The sequence below is a fragment of the Streptococcus sp. 4155 genome, from assembly GCF_013276695.1.
Lineage (GTDB): Bacteria > Bacillota > Bacilli > Lactobacillales > Streptococcaceae > Streptococcus > Streptococcus pseudopneumoniae.
Genome location: NZ_VMLM01000081.1, coordinates 1 through 12,585, shown reverse-complemented (window position 1 = coordinate 12,585; position 12,585 = coordinate 1). Strand labels below are relative to the sequence as shown.

11 protein-coding genes and 2 pseudogenes are annotated in these 12,585 nt (G+C 40.2%); 10 read left to right on the top strand and 3 right to left on the bottom strand.

Features of this window, described 5'->3' with window-relative positions; translation table 11 throughout:
• The first annotated feature begins 16 nt into the window (after positions 1–16).
• On the top strand, positions 17–277 hold the full coding sequence (locus HT715_RS12055; protein WP_240149858.1) for a hypothetical protein: 261 nt from the start codon (positions 17–19) through the stop codon (positions 275–277).
• Between the two features lie 78 nt (positions 278–355).
• Here the strand turns inward: HT715_RS12055 and HT715_RS09555 are convergent, their stop codons facing one another.
• Positions 356–1,438: a DEAD/DEAH box helicase gene (locus HT715_RS09555; RefSeq protein WP_100104282.1), complete on the bottom strand. Its 1,083-nt coding sequence runs from the start codon at positions 1,436–1,438 to the stop codon at positions 356–358.
• Positions 1,435–2,412, bottom strand: coding sequence for a Gfo/Idh/MocA family oxidoreductase (locus tag HT715_RS09550; protein ID WP_000915857.1), 978 nt, complete (start codon positions 2,410–2,412; stop codon positions 1,435–1,437). The genes HT715_RS09555 and HT715_RS09550 overlap by 4 nt, the downstream gene beginning before the upstream one ends.
• Positions 2,413–2,608: 196 nt before the next feature.
• Between HT715_RS09550 and HT715_RS09545 the strand changes: the two genes are divergently transcribed.
• From HT715_RS09545 to HT715_RS09510, 9 genes and pseudogenes are all read left to right on the top strand, one after another.
• The gene (locus tag HT715_RS09545) at positions 2,609–3,583 is read left to right on the top strand and encodes an Rpn family recombination-promoting nuclease/putative transposase (protein WP_000603335.1); all 975 of its coding nucleotides are present in this window, start codon (positions 2,609–2,611) and stop codon (positions 3,581–3,583) included.
• A gap of 5 nt (positions 3,584–3,588) precedes the next feature.
• Positions 3,589–3,708, top strand: a pseudogene (locus HT715_RS12050) (flagellar assembly protein H domain protein); the annotation flags it as partial.
• A gap of 500 nt (positions 3,709–4,208) precedes the next feature.
• Complete coding sequence (locus HT715_RS09540; protein WP_100104281.1) at positions 4,209–4,808, top strand: DUF6088 family protein; 600 nt, start codon at positions 4,209–4,211, stop codon at positions 4,806–4,808.
• A 234-nt stretch (positions 4,809–5,042) separates the two neighbouring features.
• Complete coding sequence (pgdA, locus tag HT715_RS09535; RefSeq protein WP_100104280.1) at positions 5,043–6,434, top strand: peptidoglycan-N-acetylglucosamine deacetylase PgdA; 1,392 nt, start codon at positions 5,043–5,045, stop codon at positions 6,432–6,434.
• 114 nt (positions 6,435–6,548) lie between these two features.
• Complete coding sequence (locus HT715_RS09530) at positions 6,549–7,391, top strand: aldo/keto reductase (RefSeq protein WP_050261371.1); 843 nt, start codon at positions 6,549–6,551, stop codon at positions 7,389–7,391.
• A gap of 272 nt (positions 7,392–7,663) precedes the next feature.
• Entirely contained in the window at positions 7,664–8,425 is a 762-nt protein-coding gene (locus tag HT715_RS09525; RefSeq protein ID WP_054393102.1) for an elongation factor Tu, read from the top strand.
• Between the two features lie 367 nt (positions 8,426–8,792).
• Positions 8,793–9,707 (top strand): glycine--tRNA ligase subunit alpha, encoded by a 915-nt coding sequence (gene glyQ, locus HT715_RS09520; protein WP_088791073.1) that lies wholly within the window; start codon positions 8,793–8,795, stop codon positions 9,705–9,707.
• A 214-nt stretch (positions 9,708–9,921) separates the two neighbouring features.
• Positions 9,922–11,958: a glycine--tRNA ligase subunit beta gene (gene glyS / locus HT715_RS09515; RefSeq protein ID WP_172922932.1), complete on the top strand. Its 2,037-nt coding sequence runs from the start codon at positions 9,922–9,924 to the stop codon at positions 11,956–11,958.
• Positions 11,959–12,000: 42 nt separating this feature from the next.
• Entirely contained in the window at positions 12,001–12,258 is a 258-nt protein-coding gene (locus tag HT715_RS09510; protein WP_000371298.1) for a DUF896 family protein, read from the top strand.
• Between the two features lie 99 nt (positions 12,259–12,357).
• Here the strand turns inward: HT715_RS09510 and HT715_RS09505 are convergent.
• A pseudogene (locus tag HT715_RS09505) lies at positions 12,358–12,585 on the bottom strand (FAD:protein FMN transferase); the annotation flags it as partial.

Genomic DNA, 12,585 nt, shown 5'->3' with positions numbered 1-12,585 from the left:
TTAAATCTGATACTCAATGAAAATCAAAGAGCAAACTAGGAAACTAGCCGCGGGCTGCTCAAAGCACTGCTTTGAGGTTGTAGATAGAACTGACGAAGTCAGCTCAAAACACTGTTTTGAGGTTGCAGATAGAACTGACGAAGTCAGCTCAAAACACTGTTTTGAGGTTGCAGATAGAACTGACGAAGTCAGCTCAAAACACTGTTTTGAGGTTGCAGATAAGACTGACGAAGTCAGTATCATATACATACGGCAAGGCGAAGCTAATGCGGTTTGAAGAGATTTTTGAAGAGTATAAAATTGAATTGCTTATAAAAAAGCTCCATACACTGGATGTGTATAGAGCAATGGGGCTTTATTTAATATAGAGTTCTTGATTTTTCAAGACAATTTCACGTACGCTCACAAATTTCTTGAGTTTTTTAAGTTCTTCTGGATGAGTGACGAGAGTGATAACATAACCTTCCTTGCCCATGCGACCTGTACGGCCAGCGCGGTGAGTGTAGGTTTCAATATCTCTAGGAATATCAAAGTTTACGACACATTCTAGGCTATCGATATCAATTCCTCGAGCCAAAAGGTCTGTTGCTAGAAGCAGGGTTAGTTGCTTGTCTTTAAACTTTTCTAAGATGACTTTTCTAAATTTGACATTAACATCACTAGCGAGGGAAACAGCTAATATATCCCGATACTGTAGTTTTTCTTCTGCGCTTCCAAGGTCTGATAGGCTGTTAAAGAAGACCAGACCGCGGAAATCCTCCACATGAGCTAGTTTTCGTAGCATATCCACTCGGTGACGTTGGTCTACCTGCATATAGAAATGTTGGATGTTATCTAGTTTTTGGTCAGAGAGATCAATGGTACGTGTGTTTGGCGCAATCTTTTCTTGGTCAAACTTAGTCGTCGCACTCATATAGACGAGTTGGTGGTCACGCGGTGCGTAGTGAGTGATTTTCTCAACAAAGTGAATCTGAGAATCATCTAGCAATTGGTCGAATTCATCCAGGATGATGGTTTCCACATTCATCATCTTGATTTTTTTCAATTTAATGAGTTCAAAGATACGTCCAGGAGTTCCAATCAGAATTTCTGGTCCTTTTTTTAGGCGTTCAATCTGGCGTTTCTGGCTCGAACCTGATAAGAAGAGTTGGGAAGTCAAGCCGATAGTCTCAGCCCACGTTTTACATACATCAAAAATCTGTCCAGCAAGCTCTGTATTTGGTGCTAGAATCAAGAGTTGCTGCGCTTTTTTCTTTTGTAGTCTGAGAAGACTTGGTAGGAGGTAAGCTAGGGTCTTACCGGTTCCTGTTGGACTTACTCCTAGAAGATTTTCTCCTGCAAGAATGGGCTCAAATAGTTGAGTTTGAATGGGGGTAAATTCTTGGAAACCGAGTTGGTCACTTAGTTCTTGCCATTCAGTAGGTAGTTTGCTTTTCATTTTTCTGCCTCAAATCTAATGCCAGCAGTCTGGCGCATGGTATATAGTAGCTCATGAACAGAGCCTGCATCATCCAGCCAAGTCTGGTAGAGTGTCTGGTCTGGTTGCTGAATCATGTGTGCAAATGCAGTGACTTCCTCAGTCATCGTATGAGGAGCCTGTTGAATAGGGAGCTGGACTTGATTGCCTTGGTGGTCGGTAAAAATAGCTGAGCGAATATGCTCAATCGTGTTGAGGGTCAAGGTTCCATTTGTTGTGTAAATTTCGCAAGGAAGATTGGAAGTGATGTTTTTCCCAGCCTTGATATGAACTTGAAAGTCAGGGTAGAAGAGGATACCGTCTCCATTTAGGTCCATGCTATTGTCAAGCTGTTGAGCCATGTAGGTTGCGTCCTCAGCCTTTCCAAAGAGACGAACGGCAGCGTAGAGAGGATAAATCCCCAAATCCATAAGTGCTCCACCAGCAAAACGCTCTGAAAAGACATTGGGCGTATGCCCAGCCAACAAGTTAGGCATTTTGGAAGAATATTTGGCATAGTTGAAATCTGCCCCCAAAATTTGTTTGTCTGCTAAAAAGTTTTTGATGATAGTGAAAGCTTTTTCATGGTAATTACGAGCTGCTTCAAAGATAAAACAGTGATTTTTTTCAGCTGTTTGAACCAAATCCGGCCAGTCTTGTGGCTGAGTGACAGCTGGCTTTTCAAGAATGACATGTTTACCTGCAGACAAGGCAGCCTTTGCCTGAGCAAAATGCAAGGAGTTTGGACTGGCAATATAGACTACATCGAAGGAGCTCTTGAAGAAGTCTTCTAATTGATCAAATAGTTGGATATCCTGATAGCGAGAAGCAAAGGTTGCTGCGGTTTCAAGTTTCCTAGAATAGACTGCGACCAGCTGGTATTTCCCACTAGCATGGGCTGCTTCTATGAAGTGGTGGCTGATATCGCCAGTGCCAATGATACCTAATTTAAGCATAAATACTCCTTTTCTGATTTTAAATCCTTCTTTCATTATAACATAGATAGACGGGACTATCCAACAGAGGGGAAAAATTTCAAATAAGCGATTAGCTTTCTTCTGAAGAAAAGCTTTCTTTTACGAATAAATAGATAGAAGCATCAAATCTAGCAAATTAGATTAAAAAATGTGCTATAATAGAAGGAGGAGAAGGATGATTCTAAGACATCCGGGCATTAGCCCGACCAACGACTTGGTTGCTAAGAAAATTTTTAGCAATCCAGAAATCACTTGTCAATTTATTCGCGATATGCTGGACTTGCCAGCAAAAAATGTGACGATTTTGGAGGGAAGTAACATTCACGTCTTGCCTTCCCTGCCCTACTCGGCGCAGGATTTCTATACCAGTATAGACGTCTTGGCGGAGTTGGATAATGGCACTCAAGTAATCATTGAAATCCAAGTCCATCATCAGAATTTTTTCATCAATCGTTTATGGGCTTACCTGTGCAGTCAGGTCAATCAAAATCTTGAAAAAATTCGCCAGCAAGAAGGCAATACTCACCAGAGCTACAAACACATCGCACCAGTATACGCTATTGCAATTGTGGATAGTAATTATTTTCAAGATGATTTGGCTTTCCACAGTTTTAGCATGCGAGAGGACACGACAGGTGAGGTCTTAACCATCACAAATAACGGTCAGGAAAACCATCTGGTTAAGATGGCTTTCTTGGAACTAAAAAAATACAGAGAAACCAGCAAAGACAAGGTTCGTAAACCATGGTTAGAGTTTTTCGGGAATAAACCCTTTACCCAGCAGCCCGAGCGAGCCATCAGCCAAGCAGATCAACTGCTGGACTACAAGAGCTGGTCCGAGGAGGATAAGAAAATGTTTAGTGAACAACGCAGGCGAGAAGAACAAGCCATGTTAGCACAGGACTATGCCTTAGAAACTGCTAGGGCGGAAGGGATTGAACAAGGACTGGAGCGCGGTCTTGAACGTGGGCGAGCTGAGGGCATTGAACAGGGAATTGAACGTGGACGAGCTGAAGGCATCGAACAGGGATTAAAAGTAAGTTTAGCAAATCTAGTTCGTCAAGGTCTTCTAACACCTGAGGTTGCGAGTGAGCAATTAGGCATGACTGTGGCTGAGTTTGAAGAACTATTGAAAGAGCATCATAAATAAGACCTAAAAAATACAGAGAAACCAGCAAAGACGAGGTTCGCAAGCCGTGGTTGGAGTTTTTTGGCAACAAGCCCTTTACCCAGCAACCCGAGCGAGCCATCAGCCAAGTAGACCAACTGCTGGATTAAAAATTAGGAAATATCGTGTAGAAAATAGTAACAGATTTTATCTCTTTGTGGGATGAAGTCTGTTTTTTTGTATGATGGGCAGGTCCTACATCTGAGTGGCAAGTTCTCCGTAGGTATCCGCTATTGGTTAATGCATAGCATATCTGAATGAAATAAGAACTAAACAAATCAGTCAGGAAAGTCAAAGTAATTTCTATTATAGTAGATTGAAACTAGAATAGTGCGCCTCTACTTCTAAAACATTGTTAGAAATCGATTTGACTGTCCTGATCGAATCGTCCTATTCTTATTTCATTTTACAATATAAAAGAAATAAATACAGCTGACTATCATGATTTTTATAATCAAGCGATTACTGAAATAAGAAATGGGATAAAAATGGATAGAGATGTTACATAAGAAATTGTAAGAGGTCTGTTCCCTCTTGATAAAATGACTCTCATTTGACTTTTTGCACCAAAAGTAGCATCATATTCGGTGCAAAGGAGGTGCGATAGATGAACGATAAGCAGGAAATAGTAAACAGGATAGAAAATTTTGAATCGAATCAAATTTTTATAGCAAATGATTTCTTTGATATTGCAGGATATGAAACTGTTCGTAGTACATTAAATCGTCTTGTAAAAGACAAAGAGATTACTCGCATTTTGAAAGGTATTTATTATAAACCAAAATATATAGAACTGATTGGAGAGTATGCAATGGCGTCTGTGGATGAAGTTGCGGATGCTATTGCTAGAAAATATAATTGGACCATTGCTCCATCAGGAAACACAGCCCTGAATTTACTTGGTTTATCTACGCAGGTACCAGCAAAATGGACCTATATATCAGATGGAAGATATGCCAGTTTTAATGTTGGTAAGGCAAGGATAGAATTTAAGCATAGAAATAATGGAGATATTTCAAATATGTCAACCTTAACTGCAATGGTGATACAATCTGTCAAGGCAATGGGGAAAGAGAACACTACTTCTCAGCAGATTGACTACTTACGGAAAAAATTATCTGAAGAAGAAAAGTCAACACTACTAGCTGAAGGTAAAACTACAAGTGTCTGGGTATATAGTATTATCAAGAAAATATCAGAGGTGTAGGGATGTTTGAGGATAAATCGACTGGGAAAAATAAATCAATTTCTCAGAATGTTTTTAGAAGTCACGGTGTCTATTCTAGCTTCAATCTACTAGAAATTCCATAGATAGAAAACTAGATGGTTCCTACAGATAGGGCTGATCTAGTTGATGTGAGATGCTTTGGCTTGTTAGAGGAATTGTGGATTGCCAAACTGTATCATTGAAATTATTGCTTAAATTTGTTATGATATAAATATGAATAAAAGTAGACTGGGACGTGGCAGACACGGGAAAAAGAGACATATATTATTGGCTTTGATTGGTATTTTAGCAATTTCTATTTGCCTATTAGGCGGATTTATTGCTTTTAAAATGTATCAGCAAAAAAGTTTTGAGCAAAAGATTGAATCGCTCAAAAAAGAGAAAGACGATCAATTAAGTGAGGGAAATCAGAAGGAGCATTTTCGTAAGGGTCAAGCCGAAGTGATTGCCTATTATCCTCTCCAAGGTGAGCAAGTGATTTCCTCTGTTAGGGAGCTGATAAATAAAGACATTAAGGACAAGCTAGAAAGTAAGGACAATCTTGTTTTCTACTATACAGAGCAAGAAGAGTCAGGTTTAAAGGGAGTCGTCAATCGTAATGCGACCAAACAAATCTATGATTTAGTTGATTTTAAGGTTGAAGAGACTGAAAAGACCAGTCTAGGAAAGGTTCACTTAACAGAAGATGGGCAACCTTTTACACTTGACCAACTGTTTTCAGATGCTAGTAAGGCTAAGGAACAGCTGATAAAAGAATTGACCTCCTTTATAGAGGATAAAAAAATAGAGCAAAACCAGAGTGAGCAGATTGTAAAAAGCTTCTCTGACCAAGACTTATCTGCATGGAATTTTGATTATAAGGATAGTCAGATTATCCTTTATCCGAGTCCTGCGGTTGAAAATTTAGAAGAGATAGCCTTACCAGTATCTACTTTCTTTGATGTTATCCAATCTTCGTACTTACTCGAAAAAGATGCTGCCTTGTACCAGTCTTATTTTGATAAGAAACATCAAAAAGTTGTCGCTCTAACCTTTGATGATGGTCCAAATCCAGCAACGACTCCGCAGGTATTAGAGACTCTAGCTAAATATGGTGTTAAAGCCACTTTCTTTGTGCTTGGGAAAAATGTTTCTGGGAATGAGGACTTGGTGAAAAGGATAAAATCTGAAGGTCATGCTGTTGGAAACCATAGTTGGAGCCATCCGATTCTCTCGCAACTCTCTCTTGATGAAGCTAAAAAACAAATTACTGATACTGAGGATGCGCTAACTAAGGTGCTGGGTTCTAGTTCAAAACTCATGCGTCCGCCTTATGGAGCCATTACAGACGACATTCGCAATAGCCTCGATTTGAGCTTTATCATGTGGGATGTGGATAGTCTGGACTGGAAGAGTAAAAATGAAGCATCTATTTTGACAGAAATTCAGCATCAAGTAGCTAACGGCTCTATCGTTTTGATGCATGATATTCACAGTCCGACAGTCAATGCCTTGCCAAGGGTCATTGAGTATTTGAAAAATCAAGGTTATACCTTTGTGACCATACCAGAGATGCTCAATACTCGCCTAAAACCTCATGAGCTGTATTATAGTCGTGATGAATAAGCAAGAAAAAATAGGTTCTGTCAGATATGTGATAGACTTATTTTTTACAAAAGATAGTACTAATTAGCAAAAAAATTATGCTATAAATGATAAATAAAATAGAAGGAGAAGCATATGAATACCTATCAATTAAATAATGGAGTAGAAATTCCAGTTCTAGGATTTGGAACTTTTAAGGCTAAGGATGGAGAAGAAGCCTATCGTGCAGTGTTAGAAGCCTTGAAGGCTGGTTATCGTCATATTGATACGGCGGCGATTTATCAGAATGAAGAAAGTGTTGGTCAAGCAATCAAAGATAGCGGAGTTCCACGAGAGGAATTGTTCGTAACTACCAAGCTGTGGAATAGCCAACAAACCTATGAGCAAGCTCGTCAGGCTTTTGCAGAGTCTTTAGCGAAGTTGGGCTTGGATTATTTGGATCTGTATTTGATTCATTGGCCAAATCCAAAACCGCTTAGAGAAAATGACGCATGGAAAATCCGAAATGCTGAGGTCTGGAGAGCGATGGAAGACCTCTATCAAGAAGGCAAGATCCGTGCTATCGGCGTTAGCAATTTTCTTCCCCATCATTTGGATGCCTTGTTTGAAACAGCAAAAATTCTTCCAGCGGTCAATCAAGTTCGCTTGGCGCCAGGTGTGTATCAAGAGGAAGTCGTAGATTACTGTCGAGAAAAAGGAATTTTATTGGAAGCTTGGGGCCCTTTTGGTCAGGGAGAACTATTTGATAGCAAGCAAGTCCAAGAAATCGCAGCAAATCATGGAAAGTTTGTTGCTCAGATAGCCTTGGCCTGGAGCTTGGCAGAAGGATTTCTACCACTTCCAAAATCTGTCACAGCCTCTCGTATTCAGGCTAATCTTGATTGCTTTGGAATTGAATTGAGCCATGAGGAGCGTGAAACCTTAAAAGCGATTGCTGTTCATTCTGGTGCTCCACGAGTTGATGATGTGGATTTCTAGAAAATCATAAAAAGAATTGTACATTGTTCTAATTTTTGATATAATAGTCAGCAGGAAAGAAAGTCTTATGGCGTTCTTCAAGCGAGCTTGGGATAGTGGGAGCCAAGTAGGGCAAAATAAAGTGCTGGCGCTTTCTGTAGTATTTTCAAAAACAATGAAGTAATAAATTAGGGTGGAACCGCGTTTCTGACGCCCCTAGGTTAAATCAACCTAGGATTGTTGGACGCGGTTCTTTTGCTTATTCAGTCTATTGTGTGAAAGAAAGGAGAGACGTGGAAAACCTTTATCTTGTAAAAGACGATAGTCAACTAGCTACATTTCGTGATTTTGTAGTAAGAAATACTGAAAAGTTGAAAGATTATCAATCTTTTTTAAAGAATGAACTTGCAGTCTGTGATTTACCGCAAGCCGTTATTTGGTCAGATTTTAATGCTGCTACACAGATTATTAGGGAAAGCGCTGTTCCAGCCTATACAAATAATAGACGAATGGTTATGACGCCTGATTTAGCTGTTTGGAAAGAGTTATATTTGTATCAGTTGATGGACTACAAGTGTTCTCAGCAAACTCAAGCAATAGAAAGTCACTATCATTCTTTATCTGAAAATTTCCTCTTACAGATTGTAGGACATGAGCTAGCTCATTGGTCGGAGCATTTTTTAGATGATTTTGATGGTTACGACTCTTATATCTGGTTCGAAGAGGGGATGGTTGAATATATTAGTCGCAAGTATTTCTTGACAGAAGAGGAATTTCAAGCGGAAAAAATTTGTAATCAATCTCTCGTAGAACTTTTTCAGAAGAAGTATGGTTGGCATTCACTGAATGATTTTGGTTCTTCGACTTATGATAAGAACTATGCAAGTATTTTTTATGAATACTGGCGCAGCTTTTTGACAGTAGATAAGTTGGTAGAAAATTTAGGTAGTGTACAAACGGTCTTAGATTCTTATTATCTATGGGCAAATACAGATAAAACTCTTCCCTTGTTAAATTGGTTTGTTCAGCAGAAATTAATTGAAAAAGAAATATAAAAACTAAAGGAGTAAATAATGTCTAAAAAATTAACATTTTACTGCGTCAGTGGCAGAAACCTCCTTACAGTCGGGCTGCTCCACGCTCAGCACTAGAGTGCCTGAGCTAGACGCAGTACTAACTCGTCTTGCCTCGTATGATCGACGAGGCAGACTCATGTCGCAAGTAATCATTTTTTATTAAGGAGTATTCAATGTCTAAGAAATTAACATTTCACTGCGTCAGTGGCAGAGACCTCCTTACAGTCGGGCTGCCCCACGCTCAGCACTAGAGTGCCTGAGCTAGACGCAGTACTAACTCGTCTTGCCTCGTATGATCGACGAGGCAGACTCGTGTCGCAAGTAATTTATAAAAAAGGAGTAAACAATGTCTAAAAAATTGACTTTCCAGGAAATCATCCTTACTTTACAACAATTTTGGAATGACCAAGGTTGTATGCTTATGCAGGCTTATGATAATGAAAAAGGTGCGGGAACCATGAGTCCTTACACTTTCCTTCGTGCTATCGGACCTGAGCCATGGAATGCGGCTTACGTAGAGCCATCACGTCGTCCTGCTGACGGTCGTTATGGGGAAAACCCTAACCGTCTCTACCAACACCACCAATTCCAGGTGGTCATGAAGCCTTCTCCATCAAATATCCAAGAACTTTACCTTGAGTCTTTGGAAAAATTGGGAATCAATCCTTTGGAGCACGATATTCGTTTTGTTGAGGACAACTGGGAAAATCCATCGACTGGATCTGCAGGTCTCGGTTGGGAAGTTTGGCTTGATGGGATGGAAATCACCCAGTTCACTTATTTCCAACAAGTCGGTGGATTGGCAACCGGCCCTGTGACTGCGGAAGTTACCTATGGTTTGGAGCGCTTGGCTTCTTATATTCAGGAAGTGGATTCTGTCTATGATATTGAGTGGGCCGATGGTGTAAAATACGGAGAAATCTTTATCCAGCCTGAGTACGAACACTCAAAATATTCATTTGAAATTTCAGATCAAGAAATGTTGCTTGAAAATTTTGATAAGTTTGAAAAAGAAGCTGGTCGTGCATTAGAAGAAGGCTTAGTTCACCCTGCCTATGACTATGTTCTCAAATGTTCACATACCTTTAACCTGCTTGATGCGCGTGGTGCCGTATCTGTAACAGAGCGCGCAGGCTATATCGCTCGTATCCGTAACTTGGCCCGTGTCGTAGCCAAAACCTTTGTCGCAGAACGCAAACGCCTAGGTTACCCACTTTTAGATGAAGCAACACGAGTTAAACTCTTAGCAGAAGACGCGTAATAAAGAAAGTGACAAATTACGAAAATGGGCGAACAGTGTGAGCCCTGAACCAGTTGCAGCAGTGATGAAGGTATCCTTAGTGAAACTAAGGATACTAGGCAAAATTGGAGACTTTTGGCTCCAATTTTAGCAATGAAACAACGAAGTTGGTTGCTTGCGTACCAATCACATAAGGCAAACTGGAAAATAAAAAGATATTTTTCGGAGAAAAAACATGACAAAAAACTTATTAGTAGAACTCGGTCTTGAAGAATTACCAGCCTATGTTGTCACACCAAGTGAAAAACAACTAGGCGAAAAAATGGCAGCCTTTCTCAAGGAAAACCGCTTGTCTTTTGAAGCTATTCAGACCTTCTCAACACCACGTCGTTTGGCTGTTCGTTTAACTGGTCTTGCAGACAAACAGTCTGATTTGACAGAAGATTTTAAGGGGCCAGCAAAGAAAATTGCATTGGATAGTGATGGAAACTTCACCAAAGCAGCTCAAGGATTTGTCCGTGGGAAAGGCTTGACTGTTGAAGATATCGAATTCCGTGAAATCAAGGGTGAAGAATATGTCTATGTTACCAAGGAAGAAATTGGTCAAGCAGTTGAAGCCATTGTTCCTGGTGTTGTAGATGTCTTGAAGTCCTTGACTTTCCCTGTCAGCATGCACTGGGCTAACAACACCTTTGAATACATCCGCCCTGTTCACACTTTAACTGTTCTTTTAGATGAAGAAGAGTTTGATTTGGATTTCCTTGATATCAAGGGAGGGCGTGTGAGCCGTGGCCATCGTTTCTTGGGACAAGAAACTAAGATTCAGTCAGCATTGAGCTATGAAGAAGACCTTCGTGCACAGTATGTAATTGCAGATCCACGTGAACGTGAGCAAATGATTGTTGACCAAATCAAGACAATCGAAGCTGAGCGTGGTGTAGGTGTCGAGATTGACGCTGATTTGCTGAATGAAGTCTTGAACTTGGTTGAATACCCAACTGCCTTTATGGGAAGTTTTGATGCTAAATATCTTGAAGTTCCAGAAGAAGTTTTGGTGACTTCAATGAAGGAACACCAACGTTACTTTGTTGTCCGTGATCAAGACGGTAAACTATTGCCAAACTTCATTTCTGTTCGTAATGGAAATGCAGAGCATTTGGAAAATGTTATCAAAGGAAATGAAAAAGTCTTGGTCGCTCGCTTAGAAGATGGTGAATTCTTCTGGCGTGAAGATCAAAAATTGGTCATTTCAGATCTTGTTGAAAAATTAAACAATGTGACCTTCCATGAGAAGATTGGTTCCCTTCGTGAACACATGATTCGTACGGGTCAGATTGCTATTCTCTTGGCAGAAAAAGCAGGCTTGTCAGCGGATGAAACAGTTGACCTAGCCCGTGCAGCAGCAATTTACAAGTTTGACTTGTTGACAGGTATGGTTGGTGAATTTGACGAGCTCCAAGGAATTATGGGTGAGAAATATGCCCTTCTTGCTGGTGAAACTCCAGCAGTGGCAACTGCTATTCGTGAACACTACATGCCTACATCAGCTGAAGGAGAACTTCCAGAGAGCAAGGTTGGTGCAGTGCTTGCTATTGCAGATAAATTGGATACGATTTTGAGTTTCTTCTCAGTAGGTTTGATTCCATCAGGTTCTAATGACCCTTATGCCCTTCGTCGTGCGACGCAAGGTGTAGTTCGTATATTGGATGCCTTTGGTTGGCACATTGCTATGGACGAGCTGATTGATAGCCTTTATGCTTTAACATTTGACAGCTTGACTTATGAAAATAAGACAGAGGTTATGAACTTTATCAAGGCTCGTGTTGATAAGATGATGGGTTCTACTCCAAAAGACATTAAGGAAGCCGTTCTTGCAGGATCAAACTTTGTTGTGGCAGATATGTTGGAAGCAGCAAGTGCTCTCGTAGAAGCAAGCAAGGAAGAAGACTTCAAACCATCCGTTGAATCACTCTCTCGTGCCTTTAACTTGACTGAGAAGGCAGAAGGAGTAGCCACAGTTGATTCAGCTCTCTTTGAGAATGAAGAAGAGAAAACCTTGGCAGAAGCAGTAGAATCACTCGTTTTGTCAGGGACTGCCAGTCAGCAATTGAAACAGCTCTTTGCTCTTAGCCCAGTCATTGATGCATTCTTTGAGAATACCATGGTTATGGCTGAAAATGAAGCAGTCCGTCAAAATCGTTTGGCAATCTTGTCTCAATTAACCAAGAAAGCAGCTAAACTTGCACGTTTTAACCAAATCAATACCAAATAAAATCTGTTAAACGGATTAAATCTTATCATAAAGGAGAGAAACATGGATCCTAAAAAAATTGATCGTATCAATGAGCTTGCCAAAAAGAAAAAAGCAGAAGGCTTGACATCAGAAGAAAAAGTGGAACAAGCTAAACTACGTGAGGAGTACATTGAAGGTTATCGTCGCTCTGTTCGTCACCACATTGAGGGAATCAAAATTGTGGACGAAGAAGGTAATGATGTTACACCAGAAAAACTACGTCAGGTACAACGTGAAAAAGGATTACATGGTCGTAGTCTTGATGATCCAAATTCATAATATGTATTCTTTCTTTTTTAAAACTAAATGACTATAACATGAGATTTCCTTTCTCTTTTTACATAATACAATTTTAAAACTCCATTGAAACAGTTGTCTCTATAGAGTAGGAATTCCTGAAGAACAGCTTAGGTGACCTTCTTTATCGATGAGGATGGCTTCGATGCCCTCAAAACTTTCGACTTGCCAGAGGATAGAAGCATGTCTTTCTCCAAAGAGTCGAGTCGTTCAGATTTCGCCATCGACTGATTTATCAGAGATGATTGTTAGACTCGCTAGTTCCGTTTCAACAGGATATCCTGTTTGATTAGACTTCCTGCGAAACAA

Coding starts and splice junctions, on each gene's coding strand:
- HT715_RS12055 (WP_240149858.1), top strand. CDS start 17: ATGAAAATCAAAGAGCAAACTAGGAAACTAGCCGCGGGCTGCTCAAAG.
- HT715_RS09555 (WP_100104282.1), bottom strand. CDS start 1,438: ATGAAAAGCAAACTACCTACTGAATGGCAAGAACTAAGTGACCAACTC.
- HT715_RS09550 (WP_000915857.1), bottom strand. CDS start 2,412: ATGCTTAAATTAGGTATCATTGGCACTGGCGATATCAGCCACCACTTC.
- HT715_RS09545 (WP_000603335.1), top strand. CDS start 2,609: ATGATTCTAAGACATCCGGGCATTAGCCCGACCAACGACTTGGTTGCT.
- HT715_RS09540 (WP_100104281.1), top strand. CDS start 4,209: ATGAACGATAAGCAGGAAATAGTAAACAGGATAGAAAATTTTGAATCG.
- pgdA (WP_100104280.1), top strand. CDS start 5,043: ATGAATAAAAGTAGACTGGGACGTGGCAGACACGGGAAAAAGAGACAT.
- HT715_RS09530 (WP_050261371.1), top strand. CDS start 6,549: ATGAATACCTATCAATTAAATAATGGAGTAGAAATTCCAGTTCTAGGA.
- glyQ (WP_088791073.1), top strand. CDS start 8,793: ATGTCTAAAAAATTGACTTTCCAGGAAATCATCCTTACTTTACAACAA.
- glyS (WP_172922932.1), top strand. CDS start 9,922: ATGACAAAAAACTTATTAGTAGAACTCGGTCTTGAAGAATTACCAGCC.
- HT715_RS09510 (WP_000371298.1), top strand. CDS start 12,001: ATGGATCCTAAAAAAATTGATCGTATCAATGAGCTTGCCAAAAAGAAA.